Origin of the sequence: Enemella evansiae (assembly GCF_002250705.1) — a bacterium.
Lineage (GTDB): Bacteria > Actinomycetota > Actinomycetes > Propionibacteriales > Propionibacteriaceae > Enemella > Enemella evansiae.
The window spans coordinates 130,872-156,744 of the sequence record NZ_NMVP01000033.1; the positions used below are offsets into that span (position 1 = coordinate 130,872).

Annotated in this window: 23 protein-coding genes; 16 read left to right on the top strand and 7 right to left on the bottom strand. The window is 69.3% G+C overall.

From position 1 onward, the window contains the following. Positions 1-12 precede the first annotated feature (12 nt). Genes BI335_RS14680 through BI335_RS14715 form a run of 8 tightly spaced genes read left to right on the top strand, consistent with a single transcriptional unit; the run spans position 13 to position 8,211 of the window. Positions 13-594 carry a TRAP transporter small permease gene (locus BI335_RS14680; RefSeq protein ID WP_094355338.1) on the top strand — a complete coding sequence of 194 codons (582 nt, stop codon included), beginning with the start codon at positions 13-15 and terminating at the stop codon, positions 592-594. Then, positions 591-1,883, top strand: coding sequence for a TRAP transporter large permease (locus tag BI335_RS14685; protein ID WP_094431790.1), 1,293 nt, complete (start codon positions 591-593; stop codon positions 1,881-1,883). Before BI335_RS14680 ends, BI335_RS14685 begins: the two co-directional genes overlap by 4 nt. Beyond that, entirely contained in the window at positions 1,884-3,062 is a 1,179-nt protein-coding gene (locus tag BI335_RS14690; RefSeq protein ID WP_229117765.1) for a CaiB/BaiF CoA transferase family protein, read from the top strand. It abuts the gene before it with no gap. Further along, on the top strand, positions 3,059-4,276 hold the full coding sequence (locus BI335_RS14695) for an MmgE/PrpD family protein (protein ID WP_094431793.1): 1,218 nt from the start codon (positions 3,059-3,061) through the stop codon (positions 4,274-4,276). Before BI335_RS14690 ends, BI335_RS14695 begins: the two co-directional genes overlap by 4 nt. After that, a complete protein-coding gene (locus tag BI335_RS14700) occupies positions 4,273-5,439 on the top strand; it encodes an acyl-CoA dehydrogenase family protein (RefSeq protein WP_094355342.1) in 1,167 nt (388 codons plus the stop codon). Before BI335_RS14695 ends, BI335_RS14700 begins: the two co-directional genes overlap by 4 nt. Then, entirely contained in the window at positions 5,436-6,296 is an 861-nt protein-coding gene (locus BI335_RS14705) for an HpcH/HpaI aldolase/citrate lyase family protein (RefSeq protein WP_094431795.1), read from the top strand. The genes BI335_RS14700 and BI335_RS14705 overlap by 4 nt, the downstream gene beginning before the upstream one ends. Then, positions 6,293-7,105 carry an HTD2 family dehydratase gene (locus BI335_RS14710; RefSeq protein WP_094431797.1) on the top strand — a complete coding sequence of 271 codons (813 nt, stop codon included), beginning with the start codon at positions 6,293-6,295 and terminating at the stop codon, positions 7,103-7,105. Before BI335_RS14705 ends, BI335_RS14710 begins: the two co-directional genes overlap by 4 nt. A gap of 17 nt (positions 7,106-7,122) precedes the next feature. Beyond that, the gene (locus tag BI335_RS14715) at positions 7,123-8,211 is read left to right on the top strand and encodes a YihY/virulence factor BrkB family protein (RefSeq protein ID WP_094431799.1); all 1,089 of its coding nucleotides are present in this window, start codon (positions 7,123-7,125) and stop codon (positions 8,209-8,211) included. Positions 8,212-8,340: 129 nt separating this feature from the next. On the opposite strand, the gene BI335_RS14720 is transcribed toward BI335_RS14715, so the two are convergent. Further along, a complete protein-coding gene (locus BI335_RS14720) occupies positions 8,341-10,044 on the bottom strand; it encodes an acyl-CoA mutase large subunit family protein (RefSeq protein ID WP_094405199.1) in 1,704 nt (567 codons plus the stop codon). A gap of 219 nt (positions 10,045-10,263) precedes the next feature. On the opposite strand from BI335_RS14720, the gene BI335_RS14725 reads away from it, so the two are divergent. The 5 genes from BI335_RS14725 (at position 10,264) to BI335_RS14745 (ending at position 18,006) form a co-directional block, all read left to right on the top strand. Then, a complete protein-coding gene (locus tag BI335_RS14725; protein ID WP_208109119.1) occupies positions 10,264-11,493 on the top strand; it encodes a phosphodiester glycosidase family protein in 1,230 nt (409 codons plus the stop codon). Between the two features lie 42 nt (positions 11,494-11,535). Continuing rightward, positions 11,536-13,254, top strand: coding sequence for an AMP-binding protein (locus BI335_RS14730; RefSeq protein ID WP_094431801.1), 1,719 nt, complete (start codon positions 11,536-11,538; stop codon positions 13,252-13,254). Positions 13,255-13,482: 228 nt separating this feature from the next. Further along, entirely contained in the window at positions 13,483-14,613 is a 1,131-nt protein-coding gene (locus BI335_RS22110; protein ID WP_208109120.1) for a hypothetical protein, read from the top strand. Positions 14,614-14,850: 237 nt separating this feature from the next. Then, entirely contained in the window at positions 14,851-16,479 is a 1,629-nt protein-coding gene (locus tag BI335_RS14740) for a DUF222 domain-containing protein (RefSeq protein WP_094431804.1), read from the top strand. Between the two features lie 294 nt (positions 16,480-16,773). Further along, positions 16,774-18,006: an acylneuraminate cytidylyltransferase gene (locus tag BI335_RS14745; protein WP_094431806.1), complete on the top strand. Its 1,233-nt coding sequence runs from the start codon at positions 16,774-16,776 to the stop codon at positions 18,004-18,006. Here the strand turns inward: BI335_RS14745 and BI335_RS21565 are convergent. The 6 genes from BI335_RS21565 to BI335_RS14770 form a co-directional block, all read right to left on the bottom strand. Beyond that, positions 17,995-19,158: a DUF6716 putative glycosyltransferase gene (locus tag BI335_RS21565; protein ID WP_094431808.1), complete on the bottom strand. Its 1,164-nt coding sequence runs from the start codon at positions 19,156-19,158 to the stop codon at positions 17,995-17,997. The genes BI335_RS14745 and BI335_RS21565 overlap by 12 nt on opposite strands. 17 nt (positions 19,159-19,175) lie before the next feature. Further along, the gene (locus BI335_RS14755) at positions 19,176-19,673 is read right to left on the bottom strand and encodes a MarR family winged helix-turn-helix transcriptional regulator (protein WP_229117768.1); all 498 of its coding nucleotides are present in this window, start codon (positions 19,671-19,673) and stop codon (positions 19,176-19,178) included. Continuing rightward, positions 19,670-20,206, bottom strand: coding sequence for a PH domain-containing protein (locus BI335_RS14760; protein WP_094400962.1), 537 nt, complete (start codon positions 20,204-20,206; stop codon positions 19,670-19,672). The genes BI335_RS14755 and BI335_RS14760 overlap by 4 nt, the downstream gene beginning before the upstream one ends. Positions 20,207-20,213: 7 nt before the next feature. Further along, positions 20,214-20,369 (bottom strand): hypothetical protein, encoded by a 156-nt coding sequence (locus BI335_RS21570; RefSeq protein WP_166646683.1) that lies wholly within the window; start codon positions 20,367-20,369, stop codon positions 20,214-20,216. A 119-nt stretch (positions 20,370-20,488) separates the two neighbouring features. Further along, complete coding sequence (meaB, locus tag BI335_RS14765; protein ID WP_094355351.1) at positions 20,489-21,463, bottom strand: methylmalonyl Co-A mutase-associated GTPase MeaB; 975 nt, start codon at positions 21,461-21,463, stop codon at positions 20,489-20,491. Next, a complete protein-coding gene (locus BI335_RS14770; RefSeq protein WP_172421918.1) occupies positions 21,460-22,671 on the bottom strand; it encodes an acetyl-CoA C-acetyltransferase in 1,212 nt (403 codons plus the stop codon). The genes meaB and BI335_RS14770 overlap by 4 nt, the downstream gene beginning before the upstream one ends. A 103-nt stretch (positions 22,672-22,774) precedes the next feature. Between BI335_RS14770 and mce the strand changes: the two genes are divergently transcribed. The 3 genes from mce (at position 22,775) to BI335_RS14785 (ending at position 25,867) form a co-directional block, all read left to right on the top strand. Continuing rightward, positions 22,775-23,218 (top strand): methylmalonyl-CoA epimerase, encoded by a 444-nt coding sequence (gene mce, locus BI335_RS14775; RefSeq protein ID WP_094431810.1) that lies wholly within the window; start codon positions 22,775-22,777, stop codon positions 23,216-23,218. 100 nt (positions 23,219-23,318) lie between these two features. Next, positions 23,319-24,647: a coiled-coil domain-containing protein gene (locus BI335_RS14780; protein ID WP_094431812.1), complete on the top strand. Its 1,329-nt coding sequence runs from the start codon at positions 23,319-23,321 to the stop codon at positions 24,645-24,647. Further along, positions 24,644-25,867 (top strand): AI-2E family transporter, encoded by a 1,224-nt coding sequence (locus BI335_RS14785; RefSeq protein WP_094431814.1) that lies wholly within the window; start codon positions 24,644-24,646, stop codon positions 25,865-25,867. The genes BI335_RS14780 and BI335_RS14785 overlap by 4 nt, the downstream gene beginning before the upstream one ends. The last annotated feature ends 6 nt before the right edge of the window (positions 25,868-25,873 follow it).

Consider the following 25,873-nt stretch of genomic DNA (forward strand, 5'->3'; position numbering starts at 1 on the left):
GGTGAGTCGATCATGAAGCAGTTGAACAGAATCCTCACGTCGGTGGAGAACACCCTGGCGGTGGCCACCCTGGCCGCCGCGGCGGTCATCGCGATCGTCTCGGTGGTGCTCCGCAACCTCACCGGCGCGGTCGTCTTCTGGGCCGAGGAGGCGACGATCTATCTGATCATCTACTCCACCTTCATCGGCGCGGTCGCCACCCTGCGCTCCGATGAACACGTCAACATCGACATCCTGCCGGTGCTGCTGAAAGGCACCGCCCGCAAGGCGATCACGCTGATCGGCCGGCTGGTCACCATCGGCTACATGGTCAGCCTGGCGGTGCTCTCCTGGATGCTGATCGCCGAACCGTTCTCCCGGCGCACCATCACCCCGGCTCTGAAGCTGCCGTTGTGGGTGCTGGAGCTGTCGGTGGCGATCGGTTTCACCCTGATGGCGCTGCGTTCGCTGGAGCTGGCCTGGCGGACCTGGCGTACGCCCCGCGACGAGATCGGTCGCGACGTGTACGCCGACGAGCTGGCCGCGGCCGGGTTCGACCAGAGCGATCTGGCCGCCCGGAATCCCAATCTCGACGGCGATCGGAGCGACCGATGACTCTCGCCACCATCCTGCTGCTGGTCCTGCTGTTCCTGCTGCTGCTGTCGTCCGCGCCGATCTCGGTGGCCCTGGGGCTCACCTCGATCTTCTACATCTTCTATTTCACGCTCACCCCGATGACCCAGGTCCCGGAGCGATTGTTCAACGCGTTGAACAGTTTCCCGTTGATGGCCATCCCGTTCTTCGTGCTGGCCGCCAACATCATGTCCCGGGGCGGGATCTCCAGACGGTTGACCGACTTCGGCGCCGCCCTGGTCGGTCATCTGCGTGGTGGGCTCGCGATCACCGCGGTGCTGTCCTGCATGTTCTTCGCCGCGGTCTCCGGCTCCTCACCGGCCACCGTCGTCGCGGTCGGCACGATCATGATTCCCGCGATGGTCGCGCACGGCTACAGCAAACAGTTCTCCACCGGCCTGATCGCCAGTTCCGGATCGCTGGGCATCCTCATCCCGCCGTCGATCCCGCTGATCGTCTTCGGCATCGCCACCGAGTCCAACATCGGTGACCTGTTCGTCGCCGGCATCATCCCCGGCATCCTGGCCGGGTTGATGCTGATCGCGGTCGCGCTGGTCATCTCCCGCCGCAAGGGTTACGGCGACAACTCCAGCACCCTCGGGGTGAAGTCCGCCAAGGACCGGTTCAAGGCATTCCAGAGCGCGATCCTGGCGCTGCTGCTGCCGGTCATCGTGCTGGGCGGCATCTACAACGGCTTCTTCACCCCCACCGAGGCGGCCGCGGTCGCGGTGCTCTATTCGCTGCTGGTCTCGCTGGTCATCTACCGCGAGCTGCCGTTCAAGCGGCTCGGTGAGATCACCCTGGCCTCGGCGAAGACCTCGGCGATGATCATGTTCATCATCGCCAACGGCATCCTGTTCTCCTTCGTGCTCACCCAGGAACGGATCCCGCTGCAGATCTCCGGGGCCATCGAGGAGATGAACCTGCGCCCGTGGCAGTTCCTGCTGCTGATCAACGTGATCCTGCTGATCGTCGGCTGTTTCATGGAGACCTCCTCGGCCATCTTGATCCTGGCCCCGATCCTGCTGCCGATCGCCACCCAGATGGGCATCAACCCGATCCATCTGGGCATCATCATGGTGATGAACCTGGAGATCGGCATGGTCACCCCGCCGCTCGGATTGAACCTGTTCGTCGCCTCCGGGCTGTCCCGGATGAGCGTGCTCAAAGTGGCCAAGGCAGCCCTGCCCTCGGCCCTGGTGCTGCTCGCCGGCCTGCTGATCGTCACCTTCGTACCCGCCCTGTCCACCGCTCTCATCGGGGGTCAATAGATGCCAGCGCTCGGAATGCGCGCCCTGGAAGGAATCACCGTCGTCGCCGTGGAGCAGGCCGTCGCCGCTCCGTTCGCCACCCGCCAGCTCGCCGATCAGGGCGCCCGGGTGCTCAAGATCGAGCGCCCCGAGGTCGGTGATTTCGCCCGCGGTTATGACGAGACCGTGCACGGGCTGGCCAGTCACTTCGTCTGGCTGAACCGCAGCAAGGAGTCGGTCGCCCTTGACCTGAAGAGCGACCGGGGCCGGGAAACGCTGCAGGCGTTGGTCGACCGGGCCGACGTGTTCATCCAGAACCTCGCCCCGGGTGCCGCCGACCGACTCGGTTTCGGTGCCGCGGAGCAGCGTGACCGCAGACCGGAACTGATCCATGTCTCGATCTCCGGTTACGGGTCCACCGGCCCGTACGCCACCAAGAAGGCCTACGACCTGCTGGTGCAGTGTGAGGCCGGTCTGGTCTCGCTGACCGGTACGCCGGAGACACCGAGCAAGGTCGGCATCTCGGTCGCCGACATCGCCGCCGGGATGTACGCCTATTCCGGCATCCTCTCTGCGCTGCTGCGCCGGGAGCGGGGTGGCGGCGGGGCGACCATCGAGGTGCCGATGCTGGAGGCCCTCGGCGAGTGGATGGGATTTCCCTACAACTACGCCGAATACGGCGATTCGCAACCGCCCCGAACGGGTGCCTCGCACGCCGCCATCGCCCCCTATGGGCCGTTCCACTGTGCCGAGCAGCAGCAGATCTTCCTCGGCATCCAGAACGAACGCGAGTGGGCGCGGTTCTGCGAACAGGTGCTGCGTCAGCCCGAGCTGGCCACCGATCCCCGGTTCGTCCGCAACAGCGACCGGGTCCGCAACCGGGCCGAGCTGACGGCATACCTGGAGGCCGTCTTCACCGAACTGCCGATCGATGAGGTGGAGCGCCGGTTGGAGGCCGCCCAGATCGCGAACGCCCGGTTGCGGGACATGGCACAGTTCTCCGCCCACCCACAGCTCGAAGCGCGGGATCGCTGGCGCAGCTACGACTCCCCCGCCGGACCGCTGCGTGCGCTGCGGCCGCCCGCGATGCTCGATGACCAGGAACCGGTGCTCGGTCCGATCCCGCGGGTGGGCGAGCACACCGATGCCGTGCTCGCCGAGTTCGGCGTACCGACCACCACCGAGGAGGAGGCCCGATGATGACCGCACGTGCCCTCGCCGACTGGGCCACCACGTTCGAACCGAGCACCGAGGATCTCGCGCTGGCCGACCGCCAACTGGTCGACACCGTCGCCGTCGGCCTGGCCGCGCATTCCCATCCGGTGCTGGAAAAGGTCGGCGCCCTCGATCAGGCGGGCCGGTGGGCGGTCGCCTGCCACGTGCTCGACTTCGACGATCTGCACATGCCGTCGACCACCCACATCTCCACCGTCTGCATCCCGGTGGTGCTCGCCCTCGGCGGTGGCCCGCGGGACTTCCTGGCCGGGGCCGGTGTGATGGCCCGGATCGGGACCGCACTGGGCTGGCGGCACTACTCCGCGGGCTGGCACGCCACCACCACCGCCGGTGCACTGGGTGCCGCCGCCGCGGCGGCCTCCTGCTTCGGCCTGGACACCGAGGCGACCATGATGGCGCTCGCCCTGGCCGTGCCCGCCGCCGGCGGGGTCCAGGACGCCTTCGGCACCGATGCCAAGTCGATCCAGATCGGGCTGGCCGCCGACGCCGGGATCCGCGCCGCCCGACTGGCCCGCGACGGCGCCCGCGCCAACCCGGCAGCGGTGCAGCGGTGGCTCACCCTGCTCGGCGGCGATCCGGCGGATCCGGTGCTCTCGCAGCGATCCCCGGCGGTCCCGGACGGTCTGGCGATCAAGATCCACCCCGCCTGCTATGCCCTGCAGCGGCCGATCACCGCGATCGCCGGGCTGCGCGAGGGTCTCGACCCGGAGTCGGTGACCGGCATCCGGCTGCGCACCCCGGCCGCCTCGGTAGTGCCGCTGCAGTCGCACCGACCGCAGACCGGGTTGGAGGGCAAGTTCTCCCTCGAGTACGCCGCCGCCACCGCCCTGCTGGACGACTTCCCCGGCTTCTGGGAGTTCGGCGACGAGGCGGTGAACCGGCCCGCGGCACAGCGCCTGCTGCAACTGGTCGAGACCGAACTCACCGACGGCGGTGAAGGTCTGCTGACCGGTCGGGTGCACATCACCGTCACCGAGGATCGGGGTGAACGCACCGCCGAGCTCGACCTGCCACCGGGCTCACCCACCCGGCCGCCGACCAAACAGGAGCTGCGCCGCAAGGTCGAAGAATGCCTGCGTGGCCTGGACATCCGGCCCGAACAGCTCACCTGGCAGGAATCCGCGGAGCTGTTCCGCGGCACCCTGCCCCGCCCACGAACCGAAGGAGAAACCGCATGACCGAGGAGGAGCGCGAGATCATCGCGGTGATCCGCGACTGGATCACCCGCGATGTCCGGCCGAAGGTCAACGAGGTCGAACACGCCAACAGCTACCCCGAAGAATGGATCGAGCAGATGAAGCAGCTCGGTATCTTCGGGCTGGCGATCCCCGAACCCTGGGGTGATACCGCACTCTCCACCCCGGCGTACTGCCAGATCACCGAAGAACTCGCCACCGGCTGGATGACGCTCGCCGGAGCGATGGGCGGGCACACCGTGGTGAGCAAGCTGCTGCTGGCCTACGGCACCGACGAGCAGAAGGACCGCTACCTGCCGCGGATGGCCACCGGGGAACTGCGTGCCACGATGGCGCTCACCGAACCCGGCGGGGGCTCGGATCTGCAGGCGATGCGCACCCATGCCCGGCGCGACGGTGACGACTATGTCGTGAACGGATCCAAGATGTGGATCACCAACGCCCGCCGCTCCGGGTTGATCGCGCTGCTCTGCAAGACCGACCGGGAGGCCGACCCGCCGCACCGCGGCATCTCGATCCTGCTGGTCGAGACCCACCCCGACGACGGTGGGCTGGCGGGGTTCACCGTCTCCCGGGATCTGTCCAAGCTGGGTTACAAGGGGGTGGAGACCTGCGAGCTGTCCTTCGACGGTGCCCGGGTCCCGGCCTCGGCCCTGCTCGGTGGTGAGGAGGGCCGCGGTTTCGCGCAGATGATGCGCGGGCTGGAGGTCGGCCGGTTGCAGGTCGCCTCCCGGGCGTTGGGCGTGGCCCGCGCCGCCCTGGAGGATTCGATGCGCTATGCCACCGAACGGGAGACCTTCGGCAAACCGATCTGGAAACACCAGGCGGTCGGCAACCTGCTGGCCGACATGGCGACCGAACTGGAGGCCGCCCGGCAGCTCACCCAGCATGCGGCCCGCCGCTACGACTCCGGTGAGCGCGCCGATCTCGAGGCGGGGATGGCGAAACTCTTCGCCTCCGAGGTCGGCCTGCGCAACGCGACCAGTGCGCTGCGGATCCACGGTGGCTATGGCTATTCCACCGAGTTCGATGTGGAGCGCTACTTCCGCGACGCCCCGCTGATGATCGTCGGCGAGGGCACCAACGAGATCCAGCGCAATGTCATCGTGGGCCAGCTGATGAAGCGTGGCACGGTGGCCCCGTGAGCGTGGCTCTCGGCTCGGCACGCTCGCTGCTGTTCGTACCGGGTGACCGCCCGGATCGCTTCGACAAGGCGCTCGCCGCCGGCGCCGATGCGGTGATCCTCGATCTGGAGGACGCGGTCGCCCCCGACCACAAGGACCAGGCCCGGGACGCGGTCACCACGGCGCTGGTTGAGCGACCGAGGAACGAGGGAGTCGAAGCCACCGGCGTGCCGATCGTGGTCCGCATCAACGCCGCCGGTACGCCCCAGCACGCCGCCGATCGTGCCGCCCTGACAGGGATTCCCGCCGACCGGCTGACGGCGGTGCTGCTGCCCAAGGCCGAGGATCCACAGCAGATCCGGTCCATCGCGGAGGCGACCGGCCGGCCCGTGCTGGCGCTGATCGAGACCGCGCTCGGCCTGCATCGGGCCGTCGAGGTCGCCGCCGAGCCGGCGGTCACCCGTCTCTGCCTGGGCCATCTCGATCTCGCCGCCGACCTGGGCTGCGCGCCCTCACGGACCGCCATGCTCACCGCCCGCAGCACCCTGGTGCTGGCCTCCCGGCTGGCGGACAAGCCGGCGCCGATCGACGGCGTCACCTCGGCCCTGGACGATCCCGCCGCCCTCACCGAAGACATCCACCATGCCGTCGAGCTGGGGTTCACCGGCAAGCTGCTGATCCACCCCCGGCAGGTCGAACCGACCCATGACGCCCTGCGTCCGGAGCCGGCCGAGCTGGACTGGGCCACCCGGGTGCTCGCCGCCGACGGCACGGGGGCGGCACGGGTGGACGGGGTGATGGTGGACGCCCCGGTGCTGACCCGCGCCCGGCAGCTGCTGGCCCGCGCAGATCCCACCGGGAAAGGAATCCGGCAATGACCGAACAACTCACCCGGACCGAGGTGCTGGCCCCCGAGCCCGCCGAGGCGCTGGCCGCGCTCCTCGACATCGACCCACCTGCGGACGAGCTGTTGCCGCCGTTGTGGCACTGGCTGCATCTGCTGCCGCGCCCCCGGACCGCCGACCTCTCCCCCGACGGCCACCCCACCACCGGCATCCCGGCACCCCCCGGACCCGGGCGGCGCCGGATGTTCGCCGGCGGCCGGATCACCACGCTGCGACCGCTGCGGCTCGGCGTACCCGCCACCAAGGTGACCGAAGTGGTCGACGTGCGGGAGAAGCAGGGCCGCTCCGGTCCGCTCACCTTCGCCACCGTGCGGAGCACGATCAGCCAGGCCGACCGACCCGGTGTCGTCGAGGAGCAGGACATCGTCTACCGCGCTCCCGGCGGCGCCGCGCTGCCGGCCGAGGATCCCGAACCCAGCAAGGAATCCTGGCCCGGCCCGCGGTTGGAGCTGGGCGTGGATGAGGCGCTGCTGTTCCGCTTCTCCGCCCTCACCTTCAACGCGCACCGGATCCACTACGACCTCGGCTGGGCCGCGCACGAGGGTTATCCGGGGCTGGTCGTGCACGGCCCGCTGCAGACCCTGCTGATGGCCGAACTGCTGCGCCGCGAGGGCATCGAGCTGGTCGGCCACACCTTCACCCACCGCCTGCTGGCACCGCTGGTCGGCGTACCCCGACCGCTGGTCGCGGCCGCCGGAACCGACGGGCTCGCTGCGGGCGTACGCGCCGGTGACGGCACCGGACTGGTGTCCGCGGTCGCCTCCCGGAGCAACCCCGGCTGACCTGCAAAAATGGCGGCATGGCAGTCGAAGGTTCCGCAGCGGTCCGGGCCAGCGCCCCGGATCCGGACGACCCGCGCAAGCCGCGCCGCTGGTACCAGCTGAGTCGCATCGGCTGGCGGTCCGCGGTGCGCCGGGCCGGTGCGGAGTTCCTCCGCGACGAGTGCACCGATCTGGCTGCCGGGCTCACATACTACGGCGTGCTGGCGCTCTTCCCGGCCCTGCTCGCGGTGGTGTCACTGCTCGGCCTGCTCGGTCAGGCGCGCAGCACGGTACCGGCGCTGCTGCAAGTGCTGACCGCGATCGCCCCGGCCGACATCGTCGGGATCATCGAGGGGTTGCTGCTCAGCCTGGTCCAGTCCGATTTCTCCGGTTGGACGCTGATCGCGGGTCTGCTCGGCGCGGTCTGGTCCGGGTCGGCCTATGTCGGCGCGTTCGCCCGGATGATGAACCGGGTCTACGAGGTCGACGAGGGCCGCCCGTTCCTCTGGCTGAAGGTGCAGCAGCTGGCGATCACCATCGTGGTGCTGGTGCTGGTCGCGGTGCTGCTGGTCGGCCTGGTGATCTCCGGCCCGATCGCCGAACGGGTCACCTGGCTGCTCGGTCTCGGCGTGCTCGGCCGGCAGGTGTTCAATCTGGTCAAGTGGCCGCTGCTGTTGCTGGTCGCGGTGGCACTGATCGCGGTGCTCTACTACTGGACGCCGAACGTGCGCCAGCCGAAGTTCCGCTGGCTCAGCCTCGGTGCCGGGATCGCGCTCGGCTCCTGGCTGCTGGTCTCGGCCGGCTTCGGCATCTATGTGTCGAATTTTTCCAACTACAACAAGATGTACGGCACCCTCGGCGGCATCATCGTCTTCCTGCTGTGGATCTGGCTGTCCAACTGTGCCCTGGTCTTCGGGGCCGAGTTCGACTCCGAACTGGAGCGCTCCCGCGAGCTGCAGGCGGGCCTGCATGCCGAGCGTACGCTGCAGCTGCCGCCCCGCGATGCGCGCGCCTCGACGGCGAACCGGCAGGCCCGCGAACGCCGGGTCGCGCGCGCCCGCAAGATCCGCGAACAGGCCGATGCCGAGCGGAAGAAGGCCGAACAGGTCACTCAGACCGAGGCTTGATCCGCACCCAGGATCCTCGAGTAGGCCGCCCGCGGCCGTGTCGAGAGGACTCGAGCGAGCGGAACCGGTTCATCTCGACACGCAGCCATTGCTCCGCAAGCTCCGCATGGACTGCTACTCGATGAACGTTCAGAAATTCGCGGGTTCGGTGTATTCGCCCCATTCGGCGCGCAGGGTGTTGCAAATCTCGCCGAGGGTGGCTTCGGCGCGGACCGCCTCGAGCATCGGTTCGATCATGTTCTCGCTGCCGCGGGCCGCGCCCAGCATCCGCTCCAGGGCGGCGTCCACCCGGGCCTGGTCGCGGGTACCGCGCCGCTCGGTGAGCAGGCGTACCTGCTCGCGCTCGACCTCGTGCGAGACCCGCAGGATCTCCAGCTCCCCGGTCACCGAGGAGGTGTGCGCATTGACGCCGACGATCCGCTTCTCGCCCTTCTCCAGCAGGGTCTGCGCGATGAACGCCGAATCGGCGATCTCACCGGTGAACCAGCCCTCCTCGATCCCGCGGAGCAGCCCGGAGGTGACCGGGCCGATCTCGTGCTCGCCGTCCGGCTGGGCCTGCTCGCCGAGCTTGAGGATCTGCGCGAAGATCTTCTCCGCCTCCGCCTCGATCCGGTCGGTGAGCGCCTCGACGTACCAGGAACCGCCGAGCGGGTCGGCCACGTTCAGCACCCCGGTCTCCTCGGCGATCACCTGCTGGGTGCGCAGCGCGATCTCGGCGGCCCGCTCACTGGGCAGCGCCAGGGTCTCGTCGAGGGCATTGGTGTGCAGCGAGTTGGTGCCGCCGAGGACCGCGCTGAGCGCCTCCAGCGCGGTGCGGACCACGTTGTTGTAGGGCTGCTGCGCGGTCAGCGAGACGCCGGCGGTCTGGGTGTGGAAGCGCAGCCACTGCGCCTTGGGCGAGGTGGCGCCGAAGTGGTCGCGCATCCAGCGCGCCCAGATCCGGCGGGCGGCGCGGAACTTGGCGATCTCCTCGAAGAAGTCGATGTGCGCGTCGAAGAAGAAGCTCAGCCCGGGCGCGAACACGTTGACGTCCAGCCCACGGGACAGGCCCAGCTCGACGTAGCCGAAACCGTCGGCGAGGGTGAACGCCAGCTCCTGGGCGGCGGTCGCCCCGGCCTCGCGGATGTGGTAGCCGGAGACCGACAGCGGCTTGTACGCCGGGATGTCGCGGGAGGTGTATTCCATCAGGTCGCCGATCAGCCGCAGATGCGGTTCGGGGGCGAACAGCCACTCCTTCTGGGCGATGTACTCCTTGAAGATGTCGGTCTGCAGGGTGCCGTTCAGCCTGGTGATGTCGCGGCCCTGCCGCTCGGCGGCGACCAGGTACATGCAGAACACCGGCACCGCGGGACCGGAGATGGTCATCGAGGTGGTGACCTGTTCCAGGTCGATCTCGTCGAACAGGATCTCCATGTCGGCGGCCGAGTCGATGGCCACCCCGCAGTGCCCGACCTCACCGAGCGAGCGGGGATCGTCGGAGTCGCGGCCCATCAACGTCGGCATGTCGAAGGCGACCGAGAGCCCGCCGCCGCCCGCGCCGAGGATCATCTTGTAGCGCTCGTTGGTCTGCCGGGCGTTGCCGAAGCCGGCGAACTGCCGGATCGTCCAGGGACGGCCGCGGTAGCCGGTGGCGTACAGACCGCGGGTGTAGGGGTACTCCCCCGGCCAGCCGATCCGTTCCATCCGCTCGTCCGCAGCCTCGTCGGCGGGACCGTAGACCGGTTCCACCTCGAGCCCCGACAGCGTGCTGAAGTCGGCGTCGCGCACCTTGCCCGAGTCGACGGCCTGCTGCCAGGCGGCGAGCCAGCGGTCGTGTCCGGTCGTCTCAGCCATCACTACCTCCGTCGGTACATGCCTCACGCACCATTGTGCGCGACATCTCACTCCAAAATACTAGGGCCTCCTACTATTTTCCATCCGCGGTGCGGCGAGGGTTCCCCGATGAGCCGAGTCTCACCAAGGCGTCACCTGCCGGACACCCGGAGTACGCCGGGATGCCGGTTTCCGCTGATGGATTGGGCACCGCTCGCACCCACCCCCAGGAGTCATCTGATGCGCGTACGCCCCGCCCGCCTGCTCGCCGGCGCCCTCACCTCGATGCTCGCCCTCACCCTCGGCGTACCCGCCGCGCAGGCCGCACCTGGCCCGAGCGCACCGATCGCCGACCGCCTGCGGCTCGGCGACGCCGATCTGCCGGAGACCCGCACCAGCACCGACCTGGCCCCCGGGGTCACGCTGACCCAGGTGGTGCGCGGCAGCGGGACCGCGGTGCCGGCGGAGTACGAGACCACCACCCGAGGCCCCTGGCGGGTCTGGGCGCTGCGGATCGATCCGCAGCGTGCGAAGGGCCAGCTCGTCGCCACCGACGGCCCGGACATCGCCCGCACCGAGACCGTGGACGTGCTGAACCGCTACGCCGGCGGACTGGCCGCGGTGAACGGCAGCTTCTTCACCTTCACCGCCGACCGGCAATACCCGGGCGATCCGGTGGGCCTGTCGGTGCGCGCCGGCGAACTGCTCAGCGAGCCGACGACCTATGACCGCGAGTCGGATCTGATCTTCGACGCCAAGCAGAACCGGTTGCGGATCACCCGAACCTCCTGGACCGGCACCCTGACCGACCGCGAGAGCGGCACCCGCACCCCACTGGAGGCGATCAACCATCCGCCGGCCGTCGACCAGACGGTGCGCTTCACCCCCGAGTTCGCGGCGCGTACGCCCGAGGGCGCGGGTCTGGAGCTGGTCCTGAACCGGGACAACTGCGTGGTGCGCAGCGCTCCGGTCCGCGGCACCGCTCTGGCCGCCGGGGAGACCTCGATCCAGGCGACCGGTGCGGACGTGGCCGCCCTGCAGCAACTCGCCACCGGCTGCATCGACATCGCCAGCCAGCTGCGCGACGCCGCGGGTGAGCCGATCAAGCTGAAGCCGCACACCTATGCGGTCAACGGCCGCGTGGAGCTGCTCCGCGACGGCAAGGACCTGACCACACCGATCCCCGGGGATTCCTTCTATGCCAGGAATCCGCGCACCGTCGCCGGTACCGACGCCAACGGCGTCATCACCCTGATCGTGATCGACGGTCGCCAGCCGACCAGCGTCGGCACCACGATTCCGGAGACCGCGCAGGTGGCCCGCGACTTCGGGTTGACCGATGCGCTCAACCTGGACGGCGGCGGTTCCTCGACGATGGTCGCCCCCGATCAGATCGTGAATCAGCCGAGTGGCACCGCACCGCGACCGGTCGGTGACGCCCTGGTCTGGCTCCCCCGCCGCGGCAACTGACGGGTCTCGTGGGCCCGGGTGGCCCTGTGGTTTCATGACGATGTGAGCGACAGCGACGTCAACGACAGCCAGCCGAACGACCCCACGACGGCCTACCGGGCCGCCCGCGACCAGCTGCTGCGGCTGCGCACCGATCAGCCGCGCGCGGTGGCCGAGTTCACCTGGCCACGGATCGGCGACCGCTTCAACTGGGCCCATGACTGGTTCGATGTGGTCGCCGCCGAGCATCCGGAGCGGGCGGCGCTGACCATCGTCGAGGACGACCTGTCGGCGCACCAGGCAAGTTATGGCGAGCTGTCCCGCCGCTCCCACCAGCTCGCCCGCTGGCTGTCCGAGCTGGGCATCGGCCGCGGTGATGCGGTGTTGGTGATGCTGGGCAACCAGACCGAGCTGTGGGAGATCATGCTGGCGGTCTTCAAGCTCGGCGCGGTGGTGCTGCCGACGACGACCGCGCTCGGGTCGGCCGACCTGGCGGACCGGGTGCAGCGCGGCAACGTCCGCGCGGTCGTCTGCACCCCCGACGAGGTGGCGAAGTTCGACGGACTGGCCGATGATCTGGTGCGGATCTGTGTCGGTGCGGCACCGGCGGGCTGGCAGGCGTACGCCGATGCGGACCGGGTGGACGATGCACCGGTGCCGCATCCGGGGACCGCCCCGGATGATCGGATGCTGCTCTACTTCACCTCTGGCACCACCAGCCGGCCGAAGCTGGTCGAGCACACCCAGGTTTCCTATCCGGTCGGGCATTTCTCGACGATGTACTGGCTCGGACTGCAGCCGGGCGATGTGCATCTGAACGTCTCCTCGCCGGGCTGGGCCAAGCACGCCTGGTCGAACTTCTTCGCACCGTGGATCGCGCAGGCCACCGCGGTGGTGTTCAACTACGCCCGGTTCGACGCCGCGACCCTGTTGCGGGTGCTGACCGAGCAGGGGGTCACCTCCTTCTGCGCACCGCCGACGGTGTGGCGGATGCTGATCAAGAACGATCTCGGCGAGCGGCCGGGTTCGCTGCGCGAGGCACTCGCCGCGGGTGAGCCGCTGAACCCCGAGGTGATCGCCCAGGTGGATCAGCACTGGGGGCTGACGGTGCGCGACGGGTTCGGCCAGACCGAGACCACCGCGCAGCTGGCGAACGCTCCGGGGCAACCGGTACGCCCCGGTTCGATGGGCCGGCCGCTGCCCGGAATCCCTTCGGTGCTTGTGGATCCGGTCAGCGGGGAGCGTGTCGACGGGGTCGGTGAGGGCGAGTTGTGCCTGGATCTGGCCGACCACCCACTGGCGCTGATGACCGGTTATCTGGGTGACGACGGCCGCAATGACGAGGCGATGGCCGGCGGCTTTTATCACACCGGTGATGTGGCCAGTCGGGACGCGGAGGGTTACATCACCTACATCGGGCGTACCGACGATGTCTTCAAGGCCAGCGATTACAAGATCTCGCCGTTCGAGCTGGAGTCGGTGCTGATCGAGCATCCGGCGGTCGCCGAGGCGGCTGTCGTGCCGGCGAGCGATCCGGTACGCCTGGCGGTGCCGAAGGCGTACGTCGCGCTGGCCGCCGGTCACGAACCGAGCGAGGAGACCGCGCTGGCGATCCTCACCTTCGCCCGGGAACGATTGGCACCCTTCCAGCGGATCCGGAAGCTGGAGTTCTTCGAACTGCCGAAGACCGTGTCCGGCAAGATCCGCCGCGTCGAACTGCGGGCCCGCGAGGAACAGGGCTCCGCCGGCCCCGAATACACCGACGACTCCCTGCGCGGCTGATTCACGCGAATCCCACGCTCATCGAGTAGCTCGGCATGCGCAGCGAAGCGGAGCAATGCCGAGCGTGTCGAGATGAGCCGCAGCGGAGGTTCATCTCGACACGGTCGCTGCGCGACCTACTCGATGAACATGGGTGAGCCACATCGTGAAACACCGTTCCACAACTCTGGACGAACCCGGGGTCAGGGTGGCACGGTGGTACGGGTCACCAGCGATCCGAGGAGAACCATGCCGATCACCCGTCGTACCCTGCTGGCCGCCACCTCGCTCGGCGCACTCGCCGCCGGTGGCTTCACGCTGACCGCGAAGGCGGCTGCGACGTTCTACGCCAAGATCGTCCAGGAACCCGGTGACTACGAGGCCCGCTTCCCCGACATCCTGAAGCTGAACGACGGCCGATTGATGGCCGTCTGGCACCGCGCCACCTCACACGCCGGCAGCATCGGCACGATCCAGCTCTCCTTCGGTTCCACCGATGGCAGAACCTGGTCCACACCGACGCCCGCGCTGGCCAACCCCGGCACGATGTCCGGCATCGACACCCGCGATCCGAAGATCGGCAAGATGAACGACGGCAGCGTGGTGATGACCTTCTTCACCCCCGCCGGCAAGGTCTATCAATCCGCCTGGAAGCCCGGCTGGACCCGGTTCACCGATCCCGTCGAGGTCGTCACCAGCGGCATCACCGTGAAGTATTCGCACGGCTCCCCACTCGCGCTGGCCGCCAGCGGCACTCGCACCAACGAGGTGCTGGTGCCGTTCTACACCACCGGTACCAGCGGCGGTGCCTGGTTCGTCCGGACCCGCTGGGATGCACCGACGAACAAGCTCATCACGATCGAATCGCCCCAGCGGATCATCCAGAACAACAACCCCGTCGGCCGTGCCTACCAGGAACCCAGCTTCGTCCAGTTCGGCAACACCATCGTCTGCGGCGTCCGGGCCGAGCAGGACGGCGGTGGCTCGCCGGTCATCATCGCCTGGTGGGACGCCTATGTGGCCACCCCGACCTACCGCTACCAGTCCTTCACCGGCGTACTCGCCAACTCCCACCATCTGCTCAAGACCAGCGACGGCAAGGTCCTGTTCACCTATGGCGACAAGGCACAGGCCCGCCGACCCACCGTCGGGATGATGATCAGCAACCCCACCCAGAACTGGGTCAAGGGCACGGTGGTGCCGATCTACGACTCCGGTGCCGACGACCAGGCGAATCCCTCGAGCGTCGAACTGTCCGCCGGCACCTACCTCACCCTCGGTTACAACGCCAAGGCCAAGGGGACCACCGACACCGCCTCCACCTCACCGAGCGGTGGCACGTTGTGGGTGCTGCGCACCACCAGCGCCGACTACGCCTGAGGCCCACGTTCATCGAGTAGGTCGCCCAGCGACCGTGTCGAGATGAACCCCGCACACCCCCACGTTCATCGAGTAGGTCGCCCAGCGACCGTGTCGAGATGAACCCGAGTACGCCGGTTGAGCGAGGAGCGCAGCGACGAGTCGAAACCAAGCCCCAGAAAAGATCAAAACCTTTGGGTGCAGAGTCGTACATGTGTGCTATTGTTAGACGTGGCAGATGAGAGGAGGTGACCAGAGATGACCACCAACCCACGAGCCGAAGTGTTCGCCGCGATCCGCGCCGAAAGCGAGCAGATCGCCCAGACCGAAGCCCGCCGCCTCGTTGCGATCGCCGCCGCCTGCGACACCTACTCCGGCCTCAACACCCACACCGACGAACTCACCGCGAGAGTCCTGCACGGCGAACAGCTCGTCTTCCCCGGCGCGGACGGCACCCCCGGCATCACCGAGTTCTTCCACCTCGAATTGGCGATGTCACTGGGCTGCTCGCCCGAGACGGCGCAGGTCTGGACCGCCGACGTACTCAACCTGCGGCATCGGCATCCGATCCTGTGGCAGGCCACCTTGGACTGCGACATCCCCGTCTGGGTCGCCCGCGATGTCTCCCGCGCCGCGCTGCAGCTGTCCTTCACCCAGGCCCGCGAGTTCGACTCCCTGTGGTCACTCCGGCTGGTGCCCCTCACTCCGAAGCGCGCGGTCGCGACGACCGAGGCCCAGGTCGCGTTGATGCTCAACGACAACAAAGAAGCCGAACGCCAGGCCGCGAAGAAGCAACGCCGCGTCGAGTTCACCCCCAGCCGGCATACTCCCGGCATCACCGACCTCTACGCCAACCTCGACGCCGGTGACGCCGCCCACCTGAACGGCACCCTGGATCGCCTCGCCGACATCCTCAAAGCCGGCGGTGCCGACGGGTCCAGGGACGAACTCCGCGCCGAAGCCCTCGGCCATCTCGCGCATCCCGACCGGGCCCGGCAACTGCTCCAGCCCTCGCTGTTCGACGGCGCGACCGTCACGCCTACGGGTGAGGTGGTCAACAAGCACGGGGAGATCGTCACACCCACCTCCGAACGGTGCCGGCACGGCGCGGAGCTGATCCTGCACGTCCACCAGAAAGACCTCGCCAACCGCCGCGGCGGCGAAGGCGAAAAGCTCGGCCCGGTCACCCTCCAGCACCTGAAGGAACTGCTGGAGCGCTGCACCGGGACCGTGAAAGTGCGGCCGGTGATCGATCTGGCCGCCCCGGTGATGGTGAACACCTACCGACCCAGCGACGAGCTCGCCATGCGCGTCAAACTCCGCGACCGGTATGTGATGTTCCCCCGCTCGAATCGCTCCGCGTTCGGCCGCGGCATCGACCTCGATCACACGATCCCCGCACCCGAGGGTCCGACCAGCTCGGACAACCTCGGACCGTTGAACCGGACCTCGCACCGCGCCAGAACCCACGCCGGGTTCATTCTCGAGCAACCCTCACCCGGGGTGTTCCACTGGAAAACACCCGCAGGGCAGGAAGCATGGGTCAGCCACCACGGCACCTGGAACCATCCACCACCCGATCACCTGATCAACGACCCGGCCGCCTCACTCTCCCGAACCGAACAACTCCTCCGCGACACCCTCGGCAACGGGCGAACCCAGCTGGATAGGGAACAGGCCGAAGCCGAACAAGCAGCCGACGAAGCCCGCGAACGCGAGCGACTCCGCCGCGCCCGCAAGAACCAACGCCTCCGCGACCTACGCCAGGCTGCCCGCGACCAGGCAAACCACCGAGCCGCATCGGAGCAGTCCGCGAAGCAGACGAAGCGACCAAAGAAGCCGGCTCCGCCGGAATCCCAACCTGCCCTGATTCCCCACCAGGAATAGGATTCCGCACGCTCTCGCCCGCTCAGCCCACCGAAATTTGCGGCTCGATCTCCAACCGGTACCCAGATCGGCCGATTCTGCGATCGAGCCGCAGATTTCGCAGACCGCTCTGGTAGGACCGGGCCCAGCACACCAGGGCCCGGGGCGGTGCAGCCGTCCCGATCACGCGGCCAACACAACCAGGCCAGCCACCGCCACGGCACCACCACCATGACTGCCCATGCCCAGATCCCTTCGACTCGCTGGCGCTCGCTCAGCCGGCGCGGGCGGGCATCTGCCCTAGATTAGGGGCCTATGAGTGTGGTGGCGATCATCCCTGCCCGCGGCGGCTCCGTCGGCGTCCCGGGCAAGAACCTGCGGCCGATCGGCGGCATCCCGCTGGTCGCGCGGGCCGTCCGGGCCTGCCGAGCGGCGCGGCGGATCGACCGGATCTTCGTCAGCACCGACGATGCCGAGATCGCCCGGGTGGCCCGCGAAGCCGGTGCCGAGATCATCGAGCGGCCGGCGGATCTGTCGGGCAGCACCGCCAGCAGCGAATCGGCCCTGCTGCACGGCCTGACCGTGATCACCGAGCGGGGGGTCGATCCGACCACACTGGTCTTCGTGCAGTGCACCAGCCCCTTCATCTCGGGGCAGGACCTGGACACCGGCGTCGAGCTGGTGGCCGGCGGCCGGGCCGATTCGGCCTTCTCCGGGGTCGAGACCTATGAGTTCCTGTGGCGGGACGCCGATCCGGGTGTCGAACCCGGCACCGGCACGATGGTCGGTCAGAACCACGACGCCGCGTTCCGACCCCGCCGCCAGGACCGCCGCCCCGACTACCGGGAGACCGGTGCGTTCTATGTGATGCGGGTGGACGGGTTCCAGGCCGCCCAGCACCGCTTCTTCGGGCGTACCGAGGTCGTCAAGGTCTCCGAGCTGGCCTCGCTGGAGATCGACACCGCCGAGGAACTGGCCCTCGCCGATGCCTTCGCCGGCGTCCTGGATCGAGTGCCGGCCGCCGACGGCCAGGGCCCGGTGGACGCCATCGACGTGGCCGCGGTGATCACCGATTTCGACGGCGTGCACACCCCCGACACCGCCTACCTCGGGCAGGACGGGCACGAATCGGTCCGGGTCTCCCGCTCCGACGGGATGGGTGTCTCGCTGCTGCGCCGCGCCGGGATTCCGCTGCTCATCCTTTCCAGGGAAAGGAATCCGGTGGTCACCGCCCGCGCCGCGAAGCTCGGTGTCGAGGTGCTGCAGGCGGTCGACGACAAGTCCCGCGCGGTCCGCGAGTGGGCCGAGGGCGCCGGCATTCCGCTGCAGCGGATCGCCTATGCCGGCAACGACGTGAACGATCTCGGCCCGATGTCCCTGGTCGGCTGGCCGGTCGCGGTCGCCGACGCGCATCCGCAGGTGCGCAGCCGGGCCCGGGTGGTGCTGCAGCACAACGGTGGCGAGGGTGCGGTCCGCGAGCTCTGCGAACGGGTGCTCGCCGCCCATCCCGACGGCGCCCGGGTGCTCCAGGAGATCTCAACCAGCTGAGCGATTCCGCGGATCCGGCAGCAGGCGCAGGAACCGACGTGCCTGCGGAAGCAACCCGCCCAGCCCGCGAAACCGCACCGGCGGCAGCGCGGATCGCTGCTGGACAAGGGTTTCCAGCCGTTCCCGCCAGGTGTTGTCGGACTCGGGCTGGAAGTAGTTGTCCCGCAGCCAGCTCGGATCGGGATCGCGGAACCGCCCGGCCGACAGGTCGTCGAGGGTGCCGATCAGGCCGGAATCGGTGAACACCAGATTGATCAGCTCGGCACTCACCCCGAAGTCACCGAGCACCAGACTGGGCACGCCGGCCGCGATCGCCTCGATCGCGGCGGTCGAGGAGACGGTGGCGAACCCGTACGCCCCGGCCAGCGCGTCGGCCATCCGGCCGGCCCGGAAATCCAACTTCCGCAGGTGATCCGGGCGTTCCGCCCAGAGCCGCTGATAGGGGTACGCCTCATTGTGCGCCTGCCGCTCCCCCGCCACCGCTCGCACCTTGACCACCGGATCGAGCTCGGTCGGCAACCGCTCCAGCGCGGTGAGGATGCGCTGCCGGTCCGCGGGTGCCGCCGGCACCAGCGACTGGGCCGCGAACACCACCGCCCGCCGATCCCGCACCGGGGCCGCCGATGCCAGCCCCCGGCGCACCTCGGCCAGGAACGGGAGCGTCGCCAGTGCCAGCTCGGGGCCGCCGAGGCGCCCCACCACCTCGGCGTAGGCCGCCACCTCACGATGCGAGTGCAGCAGCATCAGGTCCAGATCGCGGCGGTGCCGGATCGCCAGATCGTTGGCCGGATAGGAGATCCCGGGCAGACCGCCGACCAGCACCGGCCGCGGTCGCCCCGGCCGCGCCCGCAGCGCACCACTGCGCGCCAGCACCGACATCACGACCTCCAGCGCCGGCCCCGTGCACGCCAGCACGATCGCATCGGGCCGACGCCCCGCCGGCCCGGAACCACCGGCCAGCTCGACCAACCGGCGTACCCCGCCCCGCTCGGTCGGGAACCCGCCACGCACCGCGGCCACCTGGGCCGCCGACGGCGCGATCACGTTGTCCAGCACCAGATGCCGCACCCGCCAGTCCGCGGGCACCTCCTCGAAGGTGGCCGTGGCCCATTTCAGGAAGGAGTCGGAGTCACTGACGGTGAGGATCCGCATCGGGCGCTCCGCCCCGCTCAGAAGTCGCCGGCGGCCGAACGGGCGTCGGCCAGGATCGCGGACAGCTGGTCGCACTGCTCCTCGCTCAGCGCACCCAGCCCGAACCGGGCCCCGACGATCGCCGCGGTGGCCTGCTCCAGCACCGCACGCCCGCGATCGGTCAACGAGGCGAGCACCGCCCGGCCGTCCTCGGGATGCGGTCGGCGATCGATCAACCCCGCCTCGGCCAGCCGCTTCACCACCGGCGTCACCGAGGTGGCATGCACCTGCAGCCGTTCGGAGATCTTGCCCAGCGGCAGCGATCCGCGCCGGGAGAAGGACAGCAGCACCAGCACCTCATAGCGCGCGAAGGTCAGCCCGAAAGGACGGACCAGCTCATCCAGCTCGGTCAGCAGCAGCTGCTGCACCCGCATCAGTGAGGTGACCGCCCGCATCCGTGGCATCTCGCCATAGGTGCGCTCCCACTGCTCGGCACCCCGCTCGATCGGGTCGAACGGCAACGGCCCCCGACTCACTGGGTCCCGCCGAGGTTGGTGAAGCTGCGGCGGGCACCGGAGCGCTGGATCACCCGCTGGATGGTCAGATCCCGCTCGTCGGGGCGACCGACGAAGCGGATGTCACGCAGGCCCTGGTCCTGGGCCGCGGACTCGAAGATGAAATGCCCGTAGCCGAAGATCCGACCCAGCAGGGGCTTGTTCACCGCGATGTCGAGGATCCGCTGCATCGGCATGGTGGCGGTGTGCTGGGAGAACACCCCATGCACCCGGAAGACCCGCATGTTGGTGATCACGAACCGGTCCATGTGCTCGGAATGGATCCGCCACAGGCAGCGGGCCAGCAGCGCGATCCCGATCACCCCGGGGATGAACCAGGCCTGCCCGAGATAGGGCATCGCGATGAACAGCACCATGCAGCCGAACAGCCCGACCACCGGCCAGGCGATCGCCATCGGATGCCGGCGGACCTCGTCGACGATGACCTCACCCTCGTCGGCGATCAGGTGACGCTCGACCTGCGGGTCGAAGAACTGCGTCAGCGCGCCGAACACCGCGGCCTCACCGGGCCAGTGTGGTGAAGAACCGGAACAGGGCGTCGAAGGCGCCGAAGAACCCCCGGACCGCGTTCGCCGCATCCTCGGGCCGGGTCACCAGGTAGAACAGGCAGAAACCGACGACCAGGAACACCAGGATCTTTTTCACTGCGCCTGACATACACCCTCCGTCTGTGCCGCGGCATGGGGAAGTAGGGAAGTGCCGCAGTACTGGGGCCCCTTTCTACCGCAATCGCGGCGATCCCCCGGTCAGGGCACGCCGGGCGGGACCGATCGACATCAGCTGGTGATCTCCACCTGGTCGGCGCCGACCTCGGCCAGCAACCGGTCCGCTGCGGCGTACGGGTCGAGGCTGCCGTCGCGCACCTGGGCCGCCAGCTCGTCCAGCCCGCGGCGGCCGCCGGCCAGGAAGCTGGCCCGGACGCTGGCCAGCGCCAGCTGCTGGATCTCGTCCCGGGAGCGGGCCAGTCGACGTTCGGCGAGCCGCCCGGTCTCCTCACCGTGCGCGCGGTGGGCGGCGATCTTCTCGACCAGTTCGTCGATGCCCTCCCCCGCGCTGGCCACGGTCCGCACGATCGGCGGCTTCCAGTCCTCGGGTGTCCGCTCGGCCATCGCGATCATCGTGCGCAGCTCCCGGACCAGGTTCTGCGCACCGTCCCGGTCGGCCTTGTTGACCACGAAGAGGTCACCGATCTCCAGGATCCCGGCCTTCGCGGCCTGGATCCCATCCCCCATCCCGGGGGCCAGCAGGACCAGCGTGGTGTCCGCGGTGCCGGCGATCTCGACCTCGGACTGCCCCACGCCGACGGTCTCGACCAGCACCACGTCGAAGCCGGCCAGGTCGAAGACGCGCAGCGCCTGCGGGGCGGCGGTGGACAGGCCGCCGAGGTGCCCACGGGAGGCCATCGAGCGGATGTAGACCCCGGAATCGGTGGAGTGCTTCTGCATCCGCACCCGGTCGCCGAGCACGGCGCCGCCGGAGAAGGGTGAGGACGGGTCGACGGCGAGTACGCCGACCTTCAGCCCCTGGTCGCGGTACGCCGCGACGAGGGCCGTGGTGGTGGTCGACTTGCCCACCCCGGGCGATCCGGTCAGGCCGATCACATGTGCACGCCCGGTGTGCGGCGCGAGCAGCCGCAGCACCTCCGGCAGTTCCGGGGCGTTGTTCTCGACCAGGCTGATCAACCGGGCGATGGCCCGGACCCGGCCGGCCCGGGCCGCCTCGACCAGCTCGGCCACCCGGGAATCGGTCACGCCGGGTTCGACTTCTCGCCGGGCACGGTGATGATCAGCGCATCGCCCTGGCCGCCGCCACCGCAGAGCGCGGCCACGCCGGTGCCGCCGCCACGGCGCTGCAGTTCCTTGGCCAGGGTGTAGACCAGTCGCGCACCGGACATCCCGATCGGGTGGCCGAGCGCGATCGCACCGCCGTTGACGTTGACCTTCTCATCGATCTCGGTGTCGCTCATCCCCAGATCGCGGCCGCAGGCCAGTCCGACCGCGGCGAACGCCTCGTTGACCTCGTAGAGATCGAACTTCACCGGGTCGACACCCTGCTTCTTGGCGGCGGCGACGATGGCGTGCGAGGGCTGCAGTTGCAGCGAGGAGTCGGGGCCGGCGACCATGCCGTGGGCGCCGATCTCGGCCAGCACCTCGACGCCCAGCTCGGCGGCCTTCTCCTTGCTCATCACCACGACCGCGCAGGCACCGTCGGAGATCGGCGAGGACGAGCCGGCGGTGATCTCGCCGTCCTTGGCGAAGGCCGGGCGGAGCTTGCCCAGTCCCTCGGCGGTGGTGTCGCCGCGGATGCCCTCGTCGGCGGTCACCACGATGTCGTCGCCGCGGCGCTGCGGGATGCGCACCTCGACGATCTCCTCGGCGAGCTTGTCCTTCGCCGCCGCGGCCCGCTGGTGCGAGCGGGCGCCGAAGGCATCCATCTCGGCCCGGGTGAAGTGCGGCTGCTTGTCCTTGTTGACCTCTTCGGTCAGCGCACCCATCGACTGGTCGGTGAGCGCGTCCCAGAGCCCGTCGTGGGACATCGAGTCCTGCAGCGTCGCATCGCCGTATTTCACGCCCTCCCGGGACTTCGGCAGCAGATGCGGGGCATTGGTCATCGACTCCATGCCACCGGCGACCACGATGTCGGCTTCACCGGCGCGGATCAGCTGGTCGGCCATTGCGATCGCATTCAGTCCCGACAGGCACACCTTGTTGATGTTCACCGCCGGGGTGGACATCGGGATGCCGGCCTTCACCGCGGCCTGCCGCGCGGGCATCTGGCCGGCGCCGGCCTGCAGCACCTGGCCCATGATCACGTACTCCACCTGATCGGGGGCCACGCCGGCGCGCTCCAGGGCACCGGAGATCGCCACCGCACCGAGGTCGACGCCGCTGAGCGACTTCAGCTCACCGAGCAACTTGCCCATCGGCGTACGCGCACCACCGACGATCACCGAACCCATCAGATTGCCTCCTCCCGGGCAGCAGTGCCCGCGCCTGCGAAACGATCGTTGCCAGCCCACCCTAGCGCTGCGTACCCGGTCGCGACGTGCCAGTGTTGGGCCCATGCAGAACATCAGCGACCTCTTCGTGTGCATCGATCACGTCGGGCTGGCGGTGCCCGACCTGGATGAGGCGATCCGCTTCCACACCGAGACCCTCGGCTGGCGGTTGCTGCACCGGGAGCGGAACGAGGAGCAGGGTGTCGAGGAGGCGATGCTGGGCACTGGTGCGCAGCAGCCGGAGAGCGCCCAGCTGCAGCTGCTGGCGCCGATCAGCGAGAGCTCGGCGATCGCGAAGTTCCTGGACCGCTCGGGTGCCGGAATCCAGCAGCTCGCGTACCGGGTCGAGGACGTCGACCGGGTGGGCGCCGTGCTCCGCGAACGGGGGCTGCGGCTGCTCTATGACGCACCCCGGCGGGGTACCGCGGGGTCGCGGATCAACTTCGTCCATCCCAAGGACACCGGTGGGGTGTTGCTGGAACTCGTCGAACCGGCACGGCAACCCTGATTCGCGGCCCGATCCGGGTAGGGTTTCCGCGTCGAGCCAGCGCCGGCGCACACCGCGGGCGTGAATGCTTCCGGGGCCGACAGGGTACGGAGGAGGAACCATGAGTGACGAATCGGGGCTGAGCCTTTTCGACAACACCGCGAGCGCCGCCGGCCACTTTCCCTCGGCCCGCCGCGGTTATCACCGCGAGGCCGTCGATGAATACGTGCTCAATCTCGAGGGCCAGCGCAGCAAGCTCCGCGATCAGGTCGCCCAGTTGCAGACACAGCTCCGCGAGCTGACCAATCGCCCCGCGCCGCGGCCGGAGGACGCCGACTACACCCACCTCGGCGGGCATGCCACCGAGATGCTGCGGATCGCCCAGGTGCAGGCCAAGGAGCTGGTCGACAAGGCCCATGGCGAGGCCGCGCGGATCAAGGAGGAGGCGCGCCGGGAGGGTCAGCAGGCCCGCGCGCTGAGCGAGCGCGAGGCCGAGGACATCCGGATGACCTCGATCGGCGAGCTGCGCCAGCTCCGCGCCAACCTGGAGCGTCAGGTCGGCGAGCAGGTCAGCATGGCCCGCGCCGAGGGCGAGCAGCTGGTCGTCTCCGCGCAGCAGCATGCCGAGGCCGTGGTCCGCGAGGCGCAGCGCAAGTCCGGTGCGATGCTCGAGGCGGCGCGCCGGGAGGCGGCCTCGATCCGCCAGACCGCCGAGGCGGAGGCCGCACAGGTGCGCGCCAGCTCGGCCGCCGAGCGTGAGCAGCTGCTCGCCCGGTTGGCCAGCGAGCACGAGGAGGCGACCCAGCGCACCCAGCAGCTGCTCGCCGACAGCACCCGGGCGCATGAGGAGGCGCAGCGGTTGCTGAGCTCGGAGATCGAGCACGCCACCCGGGTCCGCACCGAGTCACTGGCCGAGGCGGAGCGGGTCCGCATCCAGGCCGCCCGCGAGGGTGACGCGCATCTGGCCGCGTCCCATCAGAAGGCCACCGAGCTGATGCAGCAGACCGAGCAGAAGGCCGCCTGGCGCGCCGATGAGCTGAACCGCGAGAACGAGCGGCTGTTGCAGCGCAAGGAGTCGATCCTGGCCCAGCTGAACAGCCTGTCCTCGCTGGCGGACCAGACCGCCAACGAGCAGCAACAGTTCCTCGACGACGCCCGGCCCCAGCAGCAGACGCCGCGGGATTCCCAACCCCAGCAGCCGATCCCGCCGCGTCCGGGTGGTCAGTCGGGTCAGTCGGGTCAGTCGGGGCAGTCCGGTGCGTCCGGTCAGTCCGCGCCGTCCGCGCGGTCGGCCCAGTCCGCCCCCCGATCGGCCCAGTCCGCCCCCCGATCGGCCCAGTCCGCACCGCCGACCCAGCAGCGGACGGGGCAGAAGCAGCCGGGTACGAACCGGCAGCCCCAGCAGGGTCCGCAGGGGCGTACGGGTGAGGGCGGGCAACCGCGTCGATGACCGAGACCCCAGCCCACCCCGAGCCCTCGGAATCCGAACCGGAGCGGAACGGACGCCGCACCGGCCGCCTGCTGCGCCGACTGAAGCGGGGCGCGATGGCGACCGTCGAGGGACCACGGGGATCGGCCGAGGAGGTCACCGAGCCGCCTCCGGTCCCGACCGGCGACGACTCAGATCGCGGCTTCAGCCTGGCCCGGATGTCGCCCTTCGCGATCGGCTTCTTCGGCACCCTCGGCGCGGTGGTGGCGTACGCCCTGATGATGATGCTCGGCCAGGTCCAGACACTGCTGGTGCTGGTCGTGGTCTCGCTCTATCTGGCGCTGGGGCTGAATCCGCTCGTCGAACTGCTGAACCGGCAGGGTTTGCGCCGCGGGGTCGGAGTGCTGGTGGTCGCCGTGCTCAGCCTCGGGGTGCTGGTGCTGATCGGCTCCGCGGTGCTGCCGGTGTTCACCGAGCAGGTCACCACCCTGGCGACCAATGCGCCGAGCCTGCTGCAGGGGCTGCGGGAGAACCATCAGATCAGCGAACTCGACCGGCGATTCGGGATCATCGACAAGATCACCACCTTCCTGTCCGGGGAGAACCTGGTCAACAACGTGCTCGGCGGTCTGCTGGGCGCCGGCAAGGTGGTCGCCAACGCGGTCTTCTCGATCGTGGTCACCCTGGTGCTGACGCTGTATTTCTTGGCCTCGCTGCCCTCGATCAAGGACACCATCTATCGGCTGGCGCCGGCCTCCCGGCGGCCCCGGGTGCGCTACCTGGCCGATGAGATGTTCCGCCGGATCGGTGGCTACCTGAGCGGGATGTTCATCGTGGTGCTCTGCTCGGGCACCTGCTCGTTCATCTTCATGAACATCATCGGCCTCGGGAAGTACGCGCTGGCGCTGGCGGTGATGACCGCCCTGTTCGCGTTCATCCCGCTGATCGGTACCAACATCTCGATGGTGCTGGTCGCCCTGGTCGCGCTGTCGGTGCTCGGCCCGATCCAGGCCCTGGTCACCGTGGCCTACTACCTGCTCTACCAGCAGCTGGAGGCGTACTTCATCCAGCCCCGGGTGATGCGCCGCTCGGTCGACGTGCCCGGCCCGGTGGTCATCGTCGTGGCGCTGGCCGGCGGCGCGCTGTTCGGCATCGTCGGCGCGCTGATCGCCATCCCCACCGCGGCCGCGCTGCTGCTGCTCTACCGCGAGGTGCTGATCCCCCGCCTCGACCGCAGCTGATCGGGC